Source organism: Arthrobacter sp. cf158, from assembly GCF_900106835.1.
Lineage (GTDB): Bacteria > Actinomycetota > Actinomycetes > Actinomycetales > Micrococcaceae > Arthrobacter.
Window position 1 is genome coordinate 196,456 of the sequence record NZ_FNNR01000008.1, and the last position, 20,046, is coordinate 216,501.

Annotated in this window: 16 protein-coding genes and 2 tRNA genes; 14 read left to right on the plus strand and 4 right to left on the minus strand. The window is 62.7% G+C overall.

What is annotated here, in order from left to right; translation table 11 throughout:
• Genes BLW08_RS17050 through BLW08_RS17060 form a run of 3 tightly spaced genes read right to left on the minus strand, consistent with a single transcriptional unit; the run spans position 1 to position 3,439 of the window.
• Positions 1–1,527 (minus strand): APC family permease, encoded by a 1,527-nt coding sequence (locus BLW08_RS17050; protein ID WP_091326583.1) that lies wholly within the window; start codon positions 1,525–1,527, stop codon positions 1–3.
• Positions 1,524–2,729 (minus strand): glutathionylspermidine synthase family protein, encoded by a 1,206-nt coding sequence (locus tag BLW08_RS17055; RefSeq protein WP_091326585.1) that lies wholly within the window; start codon positions 2,727–2,729, stop codon positions 1,524–1,526. Before BLW08_RS17055 ends, BLW08_RS17050 begins: the two co-directional genes overlap by 4 nt.
• 2 nt (positions 2,730–2,731) lie before the next feature.
• On the minus strand, positions 2,732–3,439 hold the full coding sequence (locus tag BLW08_RS17060; RefSeq protein ID WP_091326586.1) for a Tat pathway signal protein: 708 nt from the start codon (positions 3,437–3,439) through the stop codon (positions 2,732–2,734).
• Between the two features lie 152 nt (positions 3,440–3,591).
• On the opposite strand from BLW08_RS17060, the gene BLW08_RS17065 reads away from it, so the two are divergent.
• The 9 genes from BLW08_RS17065 to BLW08_RS17105 all read left to right on the plus strand — a co-directional run bounded on the left by BLW08_RS17065 (position 3,592) and on the right by BLW08_RS17105 (position 12,493).
• Positions 3,592–5,139, plus strand: a complete 1,548-nt coding sequence (locus tag BLW08_RS17065) for a sensor histidine kinase (RefSeq protein ID WP_091326588.1) — start codon at positions 3,592–3,594, stop codon at positions 5,137–5,139.
• The gene (locus tag BLW08_RS17070) at positions 5,136–5,810 is read left to right on the plus strand and encodes a response regulator (RefSeq protein WP_091326590.1); all 675 of its coding nucleotides are present in this window, start codon (positions 5,136–5,138) and stop codon (positions 5,808–5,810) included. The genes BLW08_RS17065 and BLW08_RS17070 overlap by 4 nt, the downstream gene beginning before the upstream one ends.
• Before the next feature lie 67 nt (positions 5,811–5,877).
• Positions 5,878–6,534, plus strand: coding sequence for an MOSC domain-containing protein (locus BLW08_RS17075; protein ID WP_091326649.1), 657 nt, complete (start codon positions 5,878–5,880; stop codon positions 6,532–6,534).
• 380 nt (positions 6,535–6,914) lie between these two features.
• On the plus strand, positions 6,915–9,071 hold the full coding sequence (locus BLW08_RS17080; protein WP_090817389.1) for a DEAD/DEAH box helicase: 2,157 nt from the start codon (positions 6,915–6,917) through the stop codon (positions 9,069–9,071).
• 150 nt (positions 9,072–9,221) lie between these two features.
• Positions 9,222–9,722: a LysM peptidoglycan-binding domain-containing protein gene (locus tag BLW08_RS17085; protein WP_090817392.1), complete on the plus strand. Its 501-nt coding sequence runs from the start codon at positions 9,222–9,224 to the stop codon at positions 9,720–9,722.
• 130 nt (positions 9,723–9,852) lie between these two features.
• Positions 9,853–9,924, plus strand: a tRNA-Thr gene (locus BLW08_RS17090).
• A 61-nt stretch (positions 9,925–9,985) separates the two neighbouring features.
• Positions 9,986–10,059 (plus strand) — tRNA-Met (locus BLW08_RS17095).
• 65 nt (positions 10,060–10,124) lie between these two features.
• Complete coding sequence (locus tag BLW08_RS17100; protein WP_091326593.1) at positions 10,125–10,781, plus strand: NAD(P)-dependent oxidoreductase; 657 nt, start codon at positions 10,125–10,127, stop codon at positions 10,779–10,781.
• 143 nt (positions 10,782–10,924) lie between these two features.
• Positions 10,925–12,493, plus strand: coding sequence for a Na+/H+ antiporter (locus BLW08_RS17105; protein ID WP_090817601.1), 1,569 nt, complete (start codon positions 10,925–10,927; stop codon positions 12,491–12,493).
• A gap of 100 nt (positions 12,494–12,593) precedes the next feature.
• Here BLW08_RS17105 and BLW08_RS17110 read toward each other — a convergent pair whose 3' ends face one another.
• The gene (locus tag BLW08_RS17110) at positions 12,594–13,814 is read right to left on the minus strand and encodes an ROK family protein (RefSeq protein WP_091326595.1); all 1,221 of its coding nucleotides are present in this window, start codon (positions 13,812–13,814) and stop codon (positions 12,594–12,596) included.
• A gap of 251 nt (positions 13,815–14,065) precedes the next feature.
• On the opposite strand from BLW08_RS17110, the gene BLW08_RS17115 reads away from it, so the two are divergent.
• The 5 genes from BLW08_RS17115 to BLW08_RS17135 all read left to right on the plus strand — a co-directional run bounded on the left by BLW08_RS17115 (position 14,066) and on the right by BLW08_RS17135 (position 20,008).
• Positions 14,066–15,325, plus strand: a complete 1,260-nt coding sequence (locus BLW08_RS17115; protein ID WP_254779937.1) for an ABC transporter substrate-binding protein — start codon at positions 14,066–14,068, stop codon at positions 15,323–15,325.
• A gap of 23 nt (positions 15,326–15,348) precedes the next feature.
• Positions 15,349–16,263 carry a carbohydrate ABC transporter permease gene (locus BLW08_RS17120; RefSeq protein ID WP_091326651.1) on the plus strand — a complete coding sequence of 305 codons (915 nt, stop codon included), beginning with the start codon at positions 15,349–15,351 and terminating at the stop codon, positions 16,261–16,263.
• Complete coding sequence (locus BLW08_RS17125) at positions 16,263–17,171, plus strand: carbohydrate ABC transporter permease (RefSeq protein WP_090817613.1); 909 nt, start codon at positions 16,263–16,265, stop codon at positions 17,169–17,171. Before BLW08_RS17120 ends, BLW08_RS17125 begins: the two co-directional genes overlap by 1 nt.
• A gap of 77 nt (positions 17,172–17,248) precedes the next feature.
• The gene (locus tag BLW08_RS17130; RefSeq protein WP_091326599.1) at positions 17,249–19,003 is read left to right on the plus strand and encodes a glycoside hydrolase family 13 protein; all 1,755 of its coding nucleotides are present in this window, start codon (positions 17,249–17,251) and stop codon (positions 19,001–19,003) included.
• Between the two features lie 45 nt (positions 19,004–19,048).
• Complete coding sequence (locus BLW08_RS17135; RefSeq protein WP_091326601.1) at positions 19,049–20,008, plus strand: aldo/keto reductase; 960 nt, start codon at positions 19,049–19,051, stop codon at positions 20,006–20,008.
• Positions 20,009–20,046 lie beyond the last annotated feature (38 nt).

Here is a 20,046-nt window from a genome sequence, read left to right on the forward strand (position 1 = left end):
CTACTCGCCGCGCACCACTCCAATCTCCGGCCGCGCACCTGTGAAGTAGCCACGCGTGGAGGGAGCGAAGCGGCACACAACAGCCAGGACGACGCCCAAGGCCAGCAGCAGCACGCCGCTGACGAAAGCCCCGCCAATCCCGAAGATCTGCGTGTCTCCGTAGGCCGGGTCCCACATCTGGACTGCGGAAATTAAGAACGCCGCAGTGAGGGACAGTGCGCCGAGGAACGGCAGGATCCCACGGAACCACAGATTGCGGGCGGACTCCCGGAGCGTGGAGCGGAAGAACCACACACAGGAGAAGCCGGTCAGGGCGTAGTAGAACGCGATGAACAAGCTGATGGCGCTGATGGAGTCTGAGAGCAGGTTTTCGCTGAGGAAGCTCATGGCCACGTAATAGACCACAGCTACGGCGCCCATGACCTGCGTGGAGAAGCCCGGAGTCTGGAATCGCTCGTGGACCTTGCCGAAACGCGGTGGCAGCGCACCGTGGACACCCATGGACAGTGTTCCGCGTGCGGTGGGCAGGATGGTGGTCTGTGTGGAGGACAGGACGGACGCCAGTACTGCCACGATGATCAGCCAGCCCCAAGGGCCCAGGACGACGTCCTTCATGGCCAGGAACACGTCATCCTGGTTCGCCTCGTTGCCCAGGCCTATGCCATCGGTTCCGATCGTGGCGTACATCATCACCAGGAGTGCCACGGAAACGTAGATGGCCATGAGGACGAATGCCGAGATGACTGCGCCGCGGCCCGGGGTCTTGGCCGGGTTCTCGGTTTCCTCATTGAGGGCCAGGCAGGTGTCCCAGCCCCAGTAAATGAACAACGCCAGCAACACGCCGTGAACCACTGCGCCCGGGTCCGCAAAAGCGCCAGCCGGGTTGAACCATTCAAAATCGAAGGCCTGGCCTTCAGGCGCTCCACCGGCTATCCGGAAAACAATGGCCACCGCGAAGATGCCCAGCGAGATGTACTGAATGTAGGTCAGGGTGCGCTGGACATGTTCGCCCAGCCGGATCCCGCGGTGGTTCACGTAGGTCATGAACCCGATGAACAGCACGCCCGTGGCCGTGACCAGCCACGTGTTGTCGGCCAAGGAACCATCGCCCACCAGCAGCCACAGGTATTTGCCGGCAATTTGTGCCAGGTTGGCCAGGACCACCACCCCGGCCAGCGCCACACCCCAGCCACCCAACCAGCCCGCCCACGGTCCAAAGGCTTTGCGCGCCCAGAAGAAGGTGGTCCCGCAGTCCGGCATGGCACTGTTCAGCTCACGGAAGGCGTAGGCAATGAACAGCACCGGTATGAAGCCGAGAACAAGGATCAGGGGAGTGTAGTTGCCGTTCACGGCAACAATGAGTCCCAGCGTGGCCGCCAGCGAATAGACAGGCGCGGTGGACGCAAGGCCCAGCATCACGGAATCGCCGAGGTCCAGGATTCCGGCATGGAGGCCTTTGGGAGGTACGACGGCGGTACGGTCGCCGCCCGCTGAGCCGCTACCCGGCGTCGAGGTTTCAGTGCTCATAGTGCAGCTCCGTAGGAAGTAGCAGGGGGCGCGATGGGCGCCGGGGCGTCAATGGTGTTGGGAACAAAGCGGCAGAAGTAGTCCGTGATGGGCCCATCGGATTCCCGGATGCCACAACCCACGGATTCGCCATCCACTACCCAGAGGCCCAGGACGGGATGGTTTCCGTCGAAGTCCGGCAGGGAGTGGTACTGCTGGAAGCACCAGCCTTCACGTCCGTAACCGCCCGGCTGCTGGATCTCGATGCCGGGAGCGTGGATGCGGATGTTGTCGCCTTCACGTCCGTGCAGGGGCTTGGCCACCCATTCCTTGAGTGGACCAGGATCGCCGAGGTAGGCAGGCAGCAGGTTCGGGTGATCCGGATAGAGGTGCCAAAGCGCAGCCAACAATGCCTTGTTGGATAACAGCATCTTCCATGCCGGTTCTACCCATCGTGGGTTGTGGGCACGCTGGAGGAGGCGGTGCCCAAACGGCTCCTTCATCATCAGCTCCCACGGGTACAGCTTGAACATGGTGCTGATCATGAAGTTGTCCAGGTCCACGAAGCGGTTCAGGTTGGGATCCCAGCCAATATCGGACATGTTGATGCCGATGGTGGTCCACCCGCCTTGGCTTGCGACGTCCCGCATGTAGGCCGCCGTCATCCAGTCCTCGCCGGACTCCTCAGCCTCGGAGTGCGCCACGTGCAGGGTGCTCATGCCGGTCCTGAACTGCAGCTTCTTCCACTGCCGGATCAGGGCTTCATGGATTCCGTTCCACTGGTCCTTTTCCGGGTAAACGTCCTGCAGCCAGAACCACTGGGCAACGGATGCTTCGATCAGCCCGGTGGGGGTGTCGGCGTTGTATTCCAGCATCTTGGCCGGGCCGCCCTTGCCGTCATAGATGAAGTCGAAGCGGCCGTAGATGTCCATGTCCGCGGCCAGCAAGGATTCGCCGGCGAGCTCCAGTGCCTGTTGTCCAATGCCGATATCGCCCATGGCTCCGGTGGCAAGGTACTTTGCTGCTTCCAGGCACATGATGTGCATGTCCTCGGCAGTCATCTCCAGCGTCTCCACCTCGTCCATGGTGAATTCGTAGTACGCCGACTCGTTCCAGTATTCGATTTTTCGGCCATCGGGCATGGTGGTGGTGGAAAATACCAAGCCCTGTTCTTCGATCTTTTGCTTCCAGTCCGGCCTGGGCTCGGAGTGCAGTCGACGCACGCCTAGCCTCCTGAGCTTCCGCCGCTTTTGGAACTGCTGCCGAAGCCGCCGCGGCTGACCGTGCCGCCCTTGGTGCTGTACCCCGTGGCCGTCTTGGCCCCGGTGGGTACGGTCTTGGTGAAGCTCGGGTAGGAACTGCGGTTCTGCCCCACGGCGGGAACGCTGGCTCCCCGGGAGTAGAAGTACCAGGCATAAATGGCCGAGCTCCGGCCGGCAGAGCTGCTGTTGTTGCACTCGTTGTCATCAACGCGCTCGCCGGTTTCCTCATTGAAGCAGACCTGCGCGTAGTCGGCTTCCTGCTCATTGCTGGCAACGATCGCGGTGATGGTTCCGGCCAGGAGGGCGGTCACACCCAAGCCCACAACCACGGTTCGGCGTTGGGAGCGTTTCTTCTTTTTCGCTGCCTCAGCTGCCCCTCGCTCGCGTTCCTTGGCGAAGGGGTCAATGACAGGGAGGGGCTGGCCAGGCTCTGATGCTCCTGCCTGGCCCTGGGATGCTGCAGCCGGCGCTGGACGCTTCTTGCCCTTGCCCGTACTCTTTTCCTGCTCCGGGCCGCCCTCAACAGGGGTGAACAGCTCGGGGTGGAGTTCAGGCTTGGGCACTTGCCAAGGTGGGGGTTTGGGCGGATTGTTGCCCGCTCCGAACTCGCTGTTGTTGTCCCTGCTGCCGCCGTTGTTGCCGGCTGCGTCAGGGCTGTCTTTCGGGCCCATGAATATCCCCCTGGATAGACCGTTGAAGTGTCCGGCGCCACGCCGGACCAGAATGCTCAGAGCAAGCCTAGTCCTTGCACGCAGCTCCGGCACGGGTGACGGACGGAAATGGGGAGAACTGCCCACGCGGCCAACCATGTAAGGATGGAGCCATGGCGGTACCTGAGGCACAAAGCAACGGCGACGACGGCGTGCTGCTGCGGCTGCCGGCGGTACGCGGCATAGGCAAAGGCCGGGTGATCACGGGCCTGGTGTTGGCACTTTTGCTGCCGCCCGCCGTCGAGCTCCTGGTCACCGTGTTCAATTTCCGTAACTTCGCCATGATCATGTTGCTGCAACTGGCAGTAGCCGTTGCCGTGGCCGCGATCGGCGGATTGTGGCCGGCTGTAGTTGCGGCGGTGCTGGGCAGTTTCCTCCTGAATTACTTCTCGGCCGATCCTGTTGGCTCGCTCTCCATCGCCGATCCCACCACGCTGTTCACGCTGGTGGTCTTCCTGGCCGTGGCCTGTGGCGTGGCGCTCGCGGTGGGCCTTGCCAGCCGGCGTGCGCAGGAAGCGGCGCGGTCCGGAGCGGAAGCCACCGCGCTCAGCGAACTTGCCCTGCGCATCCTGAGCTCTGATGGCAGCCTGGAAACCTTCCTGGAGAAGGTTCGCAGCAACCTGGGCATGGAGGCCGTGACTTTGTTGGGTTCATCGGCTCCCGGAGCCCCGGCACATGGAGGATCCGGCATGCAGCCGACGTGGCAGGTCCTGGCGAGCGCCGGCCCCAATCCGCCGGTGACCCATGCCGCAGCGGACCACGCCGCCGTCGTCGATCCCCATTACACGCTGCTGCTGCGCGGTGGGCCCTTGTCCCCTCAACGGCAGCGGCTGCTGGCTGCGTTCGGGGCTTTCGTGGTGGCCGTGCGGGAACGCCAGCAGTTGGTGAAGAGCCGGAGGGACAATGTCCGGCTGTCCGAGGGCAACAAGATGAGGACCTCCATTCTGCGTGCCGTGTCGCATGACCTGCGGACGCCGTTGGCTGGCATCAAGCTTGCGGTCAGCAGCCTGCGCCAGGAGGACGTGAATTTTCCGCCGGAGGTGGAGCGGGAACTGTTGGAGACCATCGAGGAGTACGCAGACCGCCTGGACCACCTGGTGGACAACCTCCTGGACATGTCCCGGATTACGGCCGATGCTGTCAACCCCTTGCTGACCGGCATTGTCTGGGCCGATGTCCTGCCCCAGGCGCTGAGGGGAGTCCCACGGGAGCGCCTCCGCAACGAACTGCCGGCCAACCTTCCCCCTGTCCAGGCCGATTCCGGGATGCTGGAGCGCGTGGTGGCCAACATTGTGGAAAATGCGGTGAAGTATGCGCCGGACTCTGACGTGGTCCTGACCGCCCGCGCCGGCGCCGGCATTACCTTGGGGGACCGGCCCGCCGGCGAGTTGAGGATTGTGGACCACGGCAGGGGAGTGGGCCACCAGGAAGTCCTCACCATGTTCCAGCCATTCCAACGTTTTGGTGATTCGCCGTCGGCTGTTCCCGGGAGTGGAATCGGACCGGGCGGCATTGCTGCGGGCGGCGGGATTGGCTTGGGACTTGCCGTGGCCAAGGGGTTCAGCGAGGCCATGGGTGGCCGGCTTGCCGCGGAGCCGACGCCGGGTGGAGGCCTGACCATGGTGGTCACCCTGCCGTTGTGGACCGGTGACGCGCAATGACGCTGGTACTCATTGTGGAGGACGAAGCCCGGATTGCCCGGGCAATGCAGGTGACCCTCCAGGCCCACGGTTACCAGGCCCTGTCGGTGGGCACTGGCGCCGATGCCCTCCAGGCTGTGGCCAAGCAGCCCGTGGAGATCGTGGTCCTGGATCTTGGCCTGCCGGACATGGACGGCGTGGAGATTATTCGTCGGATCCGTGGCTGGAGCAGCATGCCCATCATTGTTTTGTCCGCCCGGCACGCTTCGGAAGACAAAGTGGAAGCGCTCGACGCCGGTGCGGACGACTACGTGACCAAGCCCTTCGGTCTGGATGAGCTGCTTGCCCGCCTCCGGGTTGCCTCCCGCCGTGTTGTCACCGAGCACGAGGAACCCACCCTGGCCACCGCGGATTTCATGGTGGATCTTGCGGGCAAGAAAATCGTGAAGGACGGCGCGGAAGTCCGGTTGACTCCCACTGAGTGGAACATCCTGGAGCTCCTGGTCCGTAACAAGGGCAAGCTGGTGAGCCAGCAACAGATTCTTACCCAGGTCTGGGGGCAGGCCTACGCCAAGGAAACCCAGTACCTGCGTGTGTACATTGCCCAGCTGCGGCGCAAACTGGAGCGTGATCCGGCCGAGCCGCGCCACCTGCACACAGAAGCGGGCATGGGCTACCGCTTTGATCCGTGATCCGGGTTTCCTGTTTCCTGTCTCCCGGATTCGTGGGCTGGGCCGCCGGAATCCGTAGACTGTGACCATGAACACCGCATCCCTTCTTGCCGTCTGCCGTGTCCACCAGCTGCTTCCGGACCCCCTTGGAGGCGTGGGCGTCACCGCCATCGACAAACGTCCCGTCGAGGGACCGGTCAAAGTCCACAAGTTGGGCATCCACGGAGATGTGCAGGCCAGCCGTGTGCACCATGGCGGGGAAGACCAGGCCGTCTACGCCTATTCGCAGCCCGACGCCGATTACTGGTCAGCTGAGTTGCAGCGGGACCTTCCAGCCGGCATCTTCGGGGAGAACCTGCGCGTGGCAGGCATTGAAACCACCGGGGCAGTCATCGGCGAACGGTGGAAGATCGGTTTGGACGTGGAGCTGGAGGTGACATCCCCCCGGACCCCCTGCGCCACCTTCCAGCGTGTGCTGGGGGAGCCCACGTGGGTCAAGAGATTCTCCGAGGCCGGGAGGGTGGGTACCTACCTTCGGGTGATCAAGGCGGGCAGCATCTCCGCCGGCGACCACATCCACCGCACCTTCATCCCCAAACATGGCATCACCGTGGGGCAGTGGTTCAGTGAGCCCACCACGGACATGGTCCATATCCTGCTCGATGCCGAAGCTGACGGGGAGATCCGCCTGCAGGATGACTACCGTCCTGAATTTGAGAAAGTCCTGCGGAGGAGCGGACTCTAGCAGCTTCGAGGCCGGGTGTGAACAAGCTCACCCGGCTACCCGGGGGTCTTAACTCGCGGCGGGGGTGCTACGTGCCCTACACTTGAAATATCCCCCACTCCGGAAATCCCTTTCTCCTGCCCAATTCTTGAGGCAGGACTGGTAAGTGTTGGGGCCCGCAATTGTGTGCGGGCATTTTCATAGGGAGAGCCGGCTAAAGAAAACGCTGTACAGACTGCTGGGATAGCAGCCAAGAGATGCAGCGGGAAGTCCTGCCATGGGATTGCGATAGCGCCGGACTTCTTGCGGGAGCAGGGCACTTTGCCTGCCTCCGCGACGAGTACTGCGGCCAAGCCCAACCGGGCCGCGCCGACTGCCCTATGGATGAGGAATTTCCCCCTATGACCGAAAATCTCAACGAAAACTTCGACGCCCAGACCGCTGAGTCCGCTGTAGCAGCCGAGACCACGGCACCCGCCGAAGCTGAAGCACCGGTTGCTGCCGTTGCCCCCGTCGAGAACGCTGCAGCCGAGTCTGCAGCCCCCGCCTTCACCGAAGCTCCTGCCCCCAAGGCAGAAGAAGAGGAAGAAGAAGGCGTCCGCTTCGTCGATCTTGGTATCGATGGCCGTGTTCTGGCCGCTTTGCAGGATGTCGGCTACGAAAAGCCGTCACCCATCCAGGCAGCCACCATCCCGCTGCTCCTTGAAGGCCGCGACGTCGTCGGCCTGGCCCAGACCGGTACCGGCAAGACCGCAGCTTTCGCTGTTCCGGCCCTCTCCCGCCTGGCCGAGCTCCACGACCTCAACGGTCCGTCACGCAAGACCCAGGCACTGGTCCTGGCCCCGACGCGTGAACTTGCCCTCCAGGTTGCCGAGGCTTTCACCTCTTACGCCAAGCACATTGACGACTTCACCGTTCTCCCGGTTTACGGTGGCTCGGCATACGGCCCGCAGCTGGCCGGACTGCGCCGCGGTGCGCAGGTTGTTGTCGGTACCCCGGGCCGTGTGATCGACCACATCGCCAAGGGTTCACTGGACCTTTCCGAGCTCCAGTACCTGGTACTTGACGAAGCTGACGAGATGCTGCGCATGGGCTTTGCCGATGACGTGGAGCAGATTTTCCAGCAGACCCCCGAAACCCGCCAGGTTGCGCTGTTCTCCGCCACCATGCCGGGCCAGATCCGCCGCATGTCCAAGCAGTACCTGAACAACCCTGCTGAAATCTCGGTGAAGTCCAAGACCACCACCGGTGCCAACACCAAGCAGCGTTACCTTCAGGTCATGGGCCCGCACAAGCTGGACGCCCTGACCCGCATCCTCGAGGTGGAAGAGTTCGACGGCGTTATTGCCTTCGTGCGCACCAAGATGGCTACCGAGGACCTCGCCGACAAGCTGAAGTCCCGCGGTTTCCAGGCTGCCGCCATCAACGGCGACATCCCGCAGCAGCAGCGCGAGCGCACTGTTGACGCGCTGAAGGAAGGCCGCATCGATATCCTCGTGGCCACCGACGTCGCTGCCCGTGGTCTTGACGTTGAGCGCATCAGCCACGTCATCAACTACGACATCCCGCACGACACCGAGTCCTACGTGCACCGCATCGGCCGCACCGGCCGTGCAGGACGTTCCGGTGACGCCATCCTGTTCATGACGCCGCGCGAGAAGTACCTGCTGCGTTCCATCGAGAAGGCAACCCGCCAGCCGGTGGAGCAGATGCACCTTCCCACCGCAGAAACCGTCAACACGCTGCGCCTGGGCAAGTTCGCCGAGCGCATCACTGAGACCCTGGCGTCCGAGGATGTTGCAGCATTCCGCGATCTCATCTCCTCCTACGAGGAAGAGCACAACGTTCCGGCTTCCGAGATCGCAGCAGCCTTGGCCGTCATGGCGCAGGGTGGTCAGCCCCTGCTGGTCAAGGAACTGCCTGCAGCTCCTGAGTACCAGAAGCGTGAGCGCTCCAAGGATGGCTTCGGTTCCCGTGGCCCCACCCGTGCACTCACCGAGGGCAACGCTACCTACCGGATCGCCGTCGGACGCCGTCAGCGCGTCATGCCGGGCTCCATCGTTGGCGCCATTGCCAACGAAGGTGGCATTTCCTCCGCACAGATCGGTGGCATCGACATCCGCTCGGACCACTCCCTGGTGGAGCTCCCGGCAGACCTGAGCCCCGAGCAGCTGCGCGCACTGTCCCGCACCCGCATCGGTGGCGAGCTGATCCACCTTGAGCTGGACAACGGCCGCAAGCCGAACAGCGACCGTGGCGGTTACCAGGGCGGTGGACGCGGTGGCTATGGTGACCGCGAGAACCGCGGCGGCGGCAACTTCAAGGGCAACGGTGGCTTCAAGAAGGACTTCCGTAAGTCCGACGGCGAGCGTACCTCCGCTGACCGTGGTGGCCGCTCCTACAGCGACCGTTCCGAGCGCACCGCAGGCAGCTACGGCGACCGCGACCGCGGCCAGGCCAGCGGCTCACGCTTCGGTGGTCACGGTGACGGAGCCCGCAAGCCCCGTACCGGCGGTGAAGGCAGCAACCGCGACTTCAACCGCAAGGGCAAGTGGTAAACACCTGCGGGTGGTAAAAACCCAGTAATTCCCCTCAGGGGCCGGCTTTCCAGCCGGCCCCTGAGGCGTTTAACGGGGTTACATGCGCCCGCGCCCCGCCGTACCATCAAGGTGCCGGCCGACTGGCCGCAGAACACAGGAGGGTGCTCCATGGGATTGCTGGACAACGTGAGGAAGAACCTGGGATTCGGCGCCAAAGACCACGGTGAAAAGGATCACACGGAGCATGCCGCTCCCGGGACCACGCCGGAGGACCAGACAGCCGTGAGCCAGGCCGCAGAGGATGCCGCCGTCGTCGGGGTTTCCGCGGCTGACAAGTCCGCGGCAGAGGCGGCTGCAGCCGAGGCGGCCCAGCAGCAGGCCGCTGCGGATGCGGCAGCGGTGCAGGAGGCCGCTCAGGAGGGCTTGGAACCCGACGCCCCGGAGATTCAGCCGCAAGCGCAGGAGGCGGCCTCTGAGGCCGCTGCAGGGGCGGGGCAGCCCGGGCCGGTGGCGCCGCGGGTCACGGAGGTTGTGGTGGAACAGGGGGACACCATGAGTGGCATTGCTGCCCAGTTCGGTGTGGACCTTGGTGCGTTGATAGCCACCAACGCCGATACCGTCCCCAACCCGGACCTGATCTACCCGGGACAGGTGCTTCGCCTGCCCTGAAGGTGACGGTCTATTGAACCGGATTTGGATCAGGAAAACGGCGACTTCGCAAATTGTGTCGGCGCCGTTTTTCCGCGTTGTTTCGCCGATTTGTAGCTTCTGAAAACGTCCGGTAGAGTATTTACTCGTTGCCCCCCTAGCTCAGTGGTAGAGCGCGTTCTTGGTAAGAACGAGGTCACCGGATCGATTCCGGTGGGGGGCTCTGAATGAGGGCCTGTGTCAAGGCGGTTTTGACCGGCTTGGCACAGGTTTTTCTCATTCGTGGCGGTGTAGCTCAGTTGGTTAGAGCGCACGACTCATAATCGTGAGGTCGGGAGATCGAGCCTCCCCACCGCTACAGAGCAAGACCCCGCAGATATTGCCTGCGGGGTCTTTTTTCGTTCGGTGGGACAGAATGGGTCCATGAGCCGAATTGCAATCATTGGCGGCCACGGGAAAGTGGCCCTGCATCTGTCCCGCATTCTTAGTGGCGAAGGTCACGACGTCACCTCTTTCATTCGGAATCCCGAACATGTGGCAGATGTCACGGACGCCGGAGCCACTGCTGAGGTGCTGGACGCAGAAAACTCGACGACGGCGGAACTCGCGCAGGCACTCAAAGGACATGACGCCGTGGTGTGGTCAGCCGGTGCCGGCGGTGGCAACCCGGACAGGACCTATGCCGTGGACCGTGATGCCGCCATCCGTTCCATGGATGCCGCCGCCGAAGCCGGAGTCCCGCGGTACGTGATGGTGTCCTACCTCGGGGCGGACAAGGACCACGGTGTCCCTGAAGACAATCCGTTCTTTGCTTACGCAGAAGCCAAAGCCGCTGCTGACCACTACCTCCGCAGCACCGGACTCGACTGGACCGTCCTGGGCCCGGGAGCACTCACGGATGAGCCGGCCACCGGCCTGATCCAGACGGACCCCGCCAACCCCGGTGATGGTACCCACACCTCCAGGGCAAACGTGGCGTTGGTGACCGCAGCGGTCCTCGAACTGCCGGGGACCATCCGGCGGACCATCGCTTTCAAGGATGGAACCGAGGACGTGGTGGACGCCCTGACGGGGGACTAACGCCGAAGCGGGCTGGCTCTGGCGCCCGGCTCCAGGTGGTCCGGCCGCCGGGAGCCTGGCCGCCTGTACTCCGGGATATGTTGGTAGGGAACTTTTTCGGCCGGCCCGGGGAAGGGCCTTACAACCTCTGGGGAAGCAGGAACATGGATCAGTTGGCGCTCATTGTCGGGTTGCTGCTTGCAACAGTGGTGGCAGTGGGCCTGGGGGACCGGCTCCGGCTCCCATATCCGGTTCTTATGCTGCTCCTGGCTGTTGCTCTCACCTTCATTCCGGGCTTCCCCGAGTTCGAGATTTCGCCCGAGCTGATCCTGCCGATCTTCCTCCCGCCACTCCTGTTCGCTACGGCCCAGAAGAGTTCTTGGGCGGTCTTCCGGGTGCGGTGGCGGACGTTGTTGCTCCTGGCCGTGGCGTTGGTGGTGGTCTCAACGGCGGTGGTGGCAGGCGCCGCCTGGCTCATGATCCCTGGAATTGGCATTCCGGCAGCAATCGCTTTGGGTGCCATGGTTGCCCCACCGGACCCTGTGGCCGTCGAGTCCGTGGCGGGCCGGGTCCACATGCCCCGGCGACTCATCACGGTCCTTCAGAGCGAAGGGCTCTTCAACGACGCCGCAGCCATCGTGATCTTCCAGGCTGCGGTGGCTGCCACGATGTCCGGTAAGGAAGTTGGGCCGGAGGTCATCCCGCAGTTCGTGATCGGCGCAGCCCTTGCCGTCATCATTGGTATCGCGATGGGTTGGCTGACCAAGTTCATCACCAAGCTGGTCACCTCCATGGTGGCTCGCAGCGCTGTCACGTTGGTGGTGCCTTTCGCGGCCTACATTCTCGCGGAAGAGCTGCACGCCTCAGGTGTGGTGGCCGTCGTCGTCACCGCTTTGGAACTGCAGCGCCACACGCGGCCGCAGGACGCCGCCGAGCGCGTCACGAGGACTGCCTTCTGGGACGTGGTGGAGCTGCTCGCAACTGGCCTGGCCTTTGGGCTGGTGGGCCTGGAGATCCGCCATGTCATCCGCGATGAAGGAACTGCGATCTTCGGGATGATCGGTATGGCTGTGGTGATCTGCGTCCTGGTGTTCGTGGTCCGATACCTGTGGTTCGGCCTTCTTTCCCTGACGGCCCGCAGGCGCAGGAACCTGCTTCCAACATCCCCCAAGGAAGTTCTGATTCTGACGTGGTGCGGAATGCGGGGCCTCGCCACGTTGGCCCTGGCTTTGGCCCTCCCCATGACCTTGCCGGATGGCAGCGACTTCCCCGCCCGGCACGAAATCCTGGTGATTGCCTGCGCAGTCCTCCTGGCGACGCTGGTCCTCCCGGGCCTGACGCTGCCGTGGCTCATGAGGGTACTCAAAGCCACGGAGGACGGTTCGCACGAGCAGGATGCCGCGAAGCTCCTGGCCAAGCGTGCCCAGTCAGCGGCTGTAGCAGCGCTGAAGGACCACGAACTCATGAAGGAACTTCCGGCCGAGAAAGTGGCCTTGGTCAAGGAGAAAATGCGCCGCCTGCATGCTGAGTTGTTGGACGGCACGCTGCAGAACGAGTCGGCTTCGGAGAAACGAAAGCGCGGACGGGAGCTGTCCATCGCGGTCCAGACCATCGCCCTCGATGCTGCCCGCCAAGAGGTAGTGGCAGCGCGCAACGAACCTGGCACTGATCCTGAAGTGGCCGATCGCGTCCTCCGGCAGTTGGACCTGCGCACCATGTCAATGCCGGAATAGGGCCACGCCGCGGCTGGGTAATGCCAGGCAGTACTCGGGGCGGGCGGACAGCGTGCCGGACAGCCGAGTTCCGGACAGCGCAGTGCCGGACAGCGCAGCGCTAGCCGGCGTCCGGGTGCTTGGGCAGTGATGCGGGGTAGAGGTCCAGGGCATGCTCCTCCACGTAGTCCAGTGCGTGGCGGATGGCGCCGAGGGACACGATGCCATCGCCCAGGACGGAGGTTGCAATGCGTGGGGGAGTGAACGTGAAGTCCGGCAGTTCCTTCCCGATGTCCGCTAACAAGGCGTGGGCAGATGCCGCGACGCCTCCTGCGATCACCACCAGTTCAGGATTAACCAGCGTGCTGATGGAGCCGATGACGCGGGCCATGCGGTGCGCTACGCGGTCCAAGGCTTTGCGGGCGGCAGCGTCACCGTCCGCAGCTGCCGTGAAAACCATTTCCGCGGTCAATGCTTCGGGATCGCCATCGCAGAGCAGTCGCAGCGCAGACGCGGGGTCCTGGACGGCTTCCCGCCCCCACAGCGCAGCGTAATGCGCTATGCCGAAGGTGTCGCCCACTCCGTCCACATGGTCCAGATATCCCAGCTCCCCGAAGGCGCCCACCTGCCCGTGGAGCAAACGGCCGGACTCGAGGATGCCGGAGCCAAGACGGTCACCGGCAAGCATGACCACAAGGTTGTCGACTCCCTGCGCAGTACCCTGCCACCTTTCGGCGAGGGCTGCGAGGTTGGCGTCGTTTTCGAGGAGCACCTGCCATCCATGCCGCTCGGACACAATCCGGCGGACATCAAAGGACTTCCAGAATTCCTGTGCCGTGAGGACTTCGCCGTCGCGGCTCACGGGGGCCGCAACTCCAACGGACACTGCGAGTACAGAGTCCGCGGATACGCCGGCTTTGTGCAGGGCGTCCGCGGCGATCCGATCCAGCACATCGGCGCGCTCGTCGGCGGGCACGTTGTAGGTCCGGAAAGGCATGGTCACCTTCGACAGGGATGCCCCGGCCATGTCAGCCACGATTGCGGTGATCTTGGTGGCACCGATGTCGATCCCGATCACACTTGCCGCGCTGTCGTCGAAGATGAATCGGCGCGCGGGGCGGCCCTTGACGTAGTCTCCGGCGCCCCGCTGGTTCTCCAATTCCTGGAGCCATCCCAGCCGGACCAGTTCATCGCAGATGGAGATGACGGTTGCGCGCGAGAGTCCGGTGGCAGCCATGAGTTCAGTGCCGGTGACCACGCCGGCGCCGCGCATCGCCTTGAGCATGGCGCTGGCGTTGACCCTGCGCACCAATTGGGTTGACGGTGCAGTCCCGGTCTGCATTTGGGTGCTCCCACTTTCCAGCCGTCCATCGGATTGATAGGGCGGTCTCTCTAAATTTAGTGCATAAATTTAGATGACGACGCATTTCACCCATGGCTTGACCCTGTGGCGCCCATCACTGACCATGGTTAGCGATAGGTAATAAATTTATCTCCTATCTAAACTTCGGGTGGCGAAGAGCACGGTCCGCCGCACGATGGCAATGCGGCCACTGCGGTCCGCAAGACGAAAGGGCAACGGTGTCTGTGAAAATGACACGCAGGAAACGCTTCGCAGCTATGGGATTGGGACTGGCGCTGCTTGCTGGTCTCCTCTCGGGCTGCACCGGGGAGTCGGGCAAAGAGACAATCCGTTTCACGTTCAGCAAGCGGGAGGCCATCGGCTTCATGACCAAGCTCGTGGCTGACTACAACGCTTCACAGGACCACACCGAAGTGGTACTGGACACGTCCGGAGTGGACGTGGTGTCCGCGAGCTTCGTTCGCGGCAATCCGCCGGACATTGCACTTGCCAACTACAACATGGAGACTTCCCGGTTCGTTCAGCGCGGAGTGTTGAGTGATCTGTCCGGAGCAGAAGCGGCGTCCCGCATCCGCGATGACCTCAAGCCGCTCATGGATCAGTACGGTTCCTATCCTGGCCGGACCAGCGCCCTGCCGTACTCGGTCATGGCATCCTCGGTGATCTACAACAAGGAAATCTTCGCTGCGAACAACATTGCCGTGCCCAAGACCTGGAGCGAATTGATCGGGGCGTGCGAGAAGCTGAAAGCCGCCGGAGTGACGCCGTTTTATGCCACATGGAAGGATGACTGGACCATCGCGCAGGGGTGGTTTGACTATTCGGTGGGCGGCCAGGTGGACAGCCTCGGGTTCTTTAAGGAACTTGAGGCCGAGGGAGTGGACGTCGGGCCGGAGTCTTCAGTGTCCTTCCAGAAGGATTTTGACCAGCCCGTCCAGAAGATGTTGACGCTGGCCAGGAGTTACGTCAACAAGGACGCTGCAAGCCGGGCATATGGCGACGGCAACCTGGCGTTCTCGCAGGGCAAGGCTGCCATGTATCTGCAGGGCCCGTGGGCGTTCAGCGAGATCGCCAAGACAGCCCCGGGGCTGTCGCTCGGAACCTTCCCGTTGCCTATGACGGAAGACCCGCAGGACTTGCGCGTCCGCGTCAACGTAGACCTCGCGGCCTGGATTCCGGAGGCGTCCAAGCATAAGGATGCTGCTCGCGACTTCCTCGAGTACCTGTACCGGCCTGAGGTGATCGACGCCTACAACGAATCGCAGCTGGGGTTCACGCCCACCAAGGATTCTTCCAACAAACCCGACCCCCGCATTGAAGGGATGGTGGAGTACTACAACAACGCCCGGGTTTATCAGGGCCCATCGGTGCTGGTTCCGCGCACCATCCCGATCATGAACTACACGCAGGCAATCGTCTTCGGCGCACCCCCTGCCTCCACCCTCCGTACCCTCGACGCAGATTGGGCGCGCCTGGCGTTCCGCCAGTAGTGCAGAACCAGGGAGTCAACACCATGTCCATCATCACCAGGCCCACCACGTCCGTTGGGCAACCCCATAAACAACGCAGCAGGCGACGCGTCGAACCCATTTTCTACGTCTTCCTCGTGCCCAGCCTCATCCTGTTCACCCTGGCCATCACCATTCCGGGGATCATCGGCATCTTCTTCAGTTTCACCAACTCCATTGGAATAGGTGACTGGGATTTCGTTGGACTGACCAACTACGTCGCGATCTTCAGTGACCCGGCCATTCTGCAGAGCTATCTGTTTACCTTCGGGTTCTCCATCGTCACAGTGATCGCAGTCAACGCAGTGGCCTTCCTCCTGGCCGTCGGACTCACGTCGCGCATCCGGATGAAGTCCGCACTGCGGACCATCTTTGTCATTCCCATGGTGGTCTCCGGCATCATCATCGCCTACGTTTTCAACTTCCTGTTCTCCAATTCCCTGCCCTCGCTCGGTGCTGCGGCCGGCATTCCTTGGTTGGAAAGCAGCCTTTTGGCCAATCCTGACCTCGCGTGGGTTGCCATCGTGCTGGTAACGGCCTGGCAGGCTGTGCCCGGGGCATTGCTGATCTACATTGCCGGCCTTGTTGCTGTGCCCGGGGATGTCTATGAGGCCGCGGAAATCGATGGCGCCAGCAAGTTCCAGCAACTGCTGAAGATCACGCTCCCGCTGGTCTCCGGCTACGTGGTCATCAACATCATTCTGGGCTTCAAAGGCTTCCTCAACGCTTACGACATCATTGTCGGCCTGACCAACGGTGGCCCGGGAACCTCAACCAGAAGCATCGCGATGACCGTCATCGCAGGCTTCAACGGCGGTGACTACGCCTACCAGATGGCCAACGCAACGATCTTCTTCGTGGTGGCCATCGTTATCTCTCTCGTACAGCTATCGCTGACTCGCGGACGGAACGCACTCTGATGACCAACCAAGCAACCCTTGAAATCGACCAACCCCAGGTTCGGAAAACCCCCGCCGGGAACAACAGGCGCAGGTCAACTCCTGCCGTTGAACGGGTGAACTGGTCAGCAACCACCATTCTCATTCTGTGCGCGGTGACCGTGCTCCTTCCCCTATATGTCACGGTTTCGATGGCGTTCAAGACCCAGGGGCAGGCTGTCGATGGGAATGCCTTCTCCCTCCCGGCCCCGTTCAGCATGGACGGATTTGTTCAGGCCTGGACTTTGACCAACTTTCCCGTGGGCGCCGCGATGTCATTGTTGGTCACTGCGGGGACTGTTCTGGCCACCATCATCCTGGCCGCCTTCGCTTCCTACGCAATCGTGCGCAACTGGGAACGCCGGCTGTTCAGGTACTCGTTCTTCTACCTGCTGGGGGCAATGTTCATTCCGTTCCCAGTGGTGGCGCTGCCGCAAATCCAGCTCACGGGCCGCCTGGGCCTGGACAACCCCTTGGGTGTGATCCTGCTGGCCACCATGTTCCAGCTGAGCTTCAGCGTGCTGCTCTTCACCGCCTTTCTCCGGTCCATCCCCATGGAGCTTGAGGAGAGTGCCAGAATCGACGGTGCCACAACATGGCAGACCTTCTGGAAGCTGATCTTTCCGTTGCTCGCGCCGATGAGTGCAACCGTAGGGATCTTCGCGTTCCTCTATGCATGGAATGACTTCATGATGCCGTCGCTGATCATTTCCGATCCCGCACTTCAGACGCTTCCTGTGCGGCAGAACCTGTTCCAGACCCAGTTCAGCAACAACTACCACGTGTCCTTCGCCTCGTACCTGATGGCCATGGCGCCGGCGATCGTCGCGTACCTCTTCACACAGAGGTGGGTCATGGCCGGGGTGACCCAGGGAGCTGTTAAGGGCTAGGCCTTATTGACCTTCAATGCCCGGGCGTTTCATACTGGTCCGGGATATAAATTTAGAATCTAAATCAAAGGAGTTTCGTGAGCACCTCCGCCGCACAGGCACACCGTACCGACGCCCACCGCATGTCCGACCCGAACTGGTGGCGGCAAGCCGCTGTCTACCAGATCTACCCGCGCAGCTTCTCCGATGCGAACGGCGATGGAATCGGCGACATCAAGGGCATCACGGCCAAAGTCCCGTACCTGAAGGAACTGGGGATCGACGCCGTCTGGCTGAGTCCGTTCTATCCCTCCGCGCTCGCTGATGGCGGTTACGACGTTGACGATTACCGCAACGTGGACCCCAAGCTGGGGACCCTTGAGGACTTCGACCAGATGGCGGCAGCCCTGCATGCGGCCGGCATCAAGATCGTGGTGGACATTGTTCCCAACCATTCCTCCGACCGCCACGAGTGGTTCAAGGAAGCGCTGGCATCGCCTAAAGGCTCCGCCGCCCGCGAGCGCTACATTTTCCGTGATGGCCGGGGCAAGAACGGTGAATTGCCGCCGTCGGATTGGGACTCCGTGTTCGGTGGGCCCATCTGGGAGCGCATTACCGAGCCTGATGGCACGCCGGGCCAGTGGTACCTGCACATCTTTGCCAAGGAGCAGCCGGACTTCAACTGGGAGAATCCGGAGATCCGCGAGGACTTCCTGAAGACCCTGCGTTTCTGGTCGGATCGCGGCGTTGATGGGTTCCGCATCGACGTGGCCCACGGCATGGCCAAGGATCTTTCGGAGCCGCTGCCCATGAAGGCGGACCTTGAGGCCAAGGCACATGGAACCGATGGCTTCACCGATGGTTCCCACCCGTTCTGGGACCGCGACGAGGTCCACGAGGTCTATGCCGAGTGGCGGAAGCTTTTCAACGAATACAACCCTCCCCGCACCGCCGTGGCGGAAGCCTGGGTCCACGAGTCCCGGCGTGCACGCTACGCCAGCCCGGAAGGACTCGGCCAGGCATTCAACTTTGACCTGCTGCAGTCCGATTTCGATGCCGCGTCCTTCAAGAAGATCATCACGGACAACCTGGTGGCTGCCAAGGAGTCCGGAGCGTCGTCAACGTGGGTCTTCTCCAACCATGACGTCGTCCGCCATGCCACCCGCTACGGCCTGCCCAAGGGTGGCTCGGTGGCGCATGGCACCAACGCAGCCCAGGACATCACTGGCAGCGAGCCCAAGGGCCAGGACGGCAAGGGCTGGCTTCTGGCCGGCGCACCGTCTGAAGAGCTCGACGTCGAACTCGGCTTGCGTCGTGCACGTGCGGCAACGCTCTTGCTGCTTGCGCTTCCCGGCTCTGCTTATCTCTACCAGGGTGAAGAGCTTGGTTTGCGTGAAGTATCTGAAATCCCAGATTCAGAGCGCCAGGACCCGTCATTCTTCCGCAATCCTGGAGTGGAGATTGGTCGCGACGGTTGCCGCGTGCCGTTGCCGTGGACGGCCGAAGGCCCGTCCTTCGGTTTCGGTACAGGTGCTGCGCACTTGCCGCAGCCGGCATGGTTCTCCGACTATGCCGTGGCCAAGCAGGAGGGCGTGGAGGGTTCCACCCTGGAGCTCTACCGCGATGCCCTGCGTCTTCGCAGCGAACTCCAGGCCGATGAGGAACTCGACTGGGTGGAGACCGGCAACCAGGACGTGCTGCATTTCAGCCGCCCCGGCGGCTGGCACACGGTCACCAACTTCGGCAGCAAGGCTGTGGAACTCCCCGAAGGGAAGGTGGCCGTGGCCAGCGGACCGCTGACAGACGGCAAGCTGCCGGCAGATACCACCGTGTGGATTGTCAGCAACGCGTAAGCGTGGCGCCACTGTCATTGGACGCTGCGGCAGAAGACTGAAGCTATGACGAACGCGAACGGGCGGGGACGCCTCATTTACGGCTGCATGGGACTCGGCGGGCCGTGGGACGGTACGTCCTATGGTGCGGCAGAGATCGATCAAGCCGCTGCCGTGATCGAGGCCGCGCAGGGGATTGGCATTGAGCTGTTCGACCATGCGGATATTTACCGCAGCGGCAAGTCCGAGGCCGTGTTTGGTGAAGTCCTCGTCCGTTCGCAAGGCCTGCGCGAAAAGATCCAGCTGCAAAGCAAATGCGGTATCAGGCTGGGCGAGCGCGGGCTGGACACTCATTATGACCTCAGCCGCGAAGCCATCCTTGAACGGGTCAACCAAAGCCTGAAACGACTCCAAACGGACTACCTGGACGTGTTGCTCCTGCACCGGCCCGATCCGTTGATGGACCCGCGCGAGGCAGCGGACGCCGTCGGGCAGTTGATGGCAGAAGGCAAAGTACGGCAGCTGGGTGTATCCAACATGTCCGGCGCGCAGATCGCTTTTCTGCAGGACGAGTTGCAGGCACCCATCGTGGCGAACCAGCTGGAAATGAGTCTGCTGCGACGGGATTGGCTGGAGAGCACAGTGCTGGTCAACCATGCGGAGAATCTGGAGTACAGCTTCCCTCACGGGACTGTGGAACTCTGCATGACCAAGGGTATTGAGCTGCAGGCCTACGGTTCGCTGGCCCAGGGGCGCTACACCGGAGCGACGCCTGAAGGGTTGTCAGCGGCCGAGTCGGCAACTGCGGTGATGCTTGAACGGTTGGCGGGGGAGAAGGACACCACGCCTGAAGCGGTACTGCTGGGCTGGCTCATGAAGCATCCCGCAAAAATTTCTCCGGTGGTGGGAACCACCAACCCGGCCCGGATAGGAGCTTGTGCTGACGCCGCCTCCGTGGCTGCCACCATGTCCCGCGCCGAGTGGTACGGATTGTGGGTGGCGGCCCGGGGAAGCAATATTCCCTAACCCGGTTTTAACCCAACTGAGCCGCAGTTGAGGCCGTG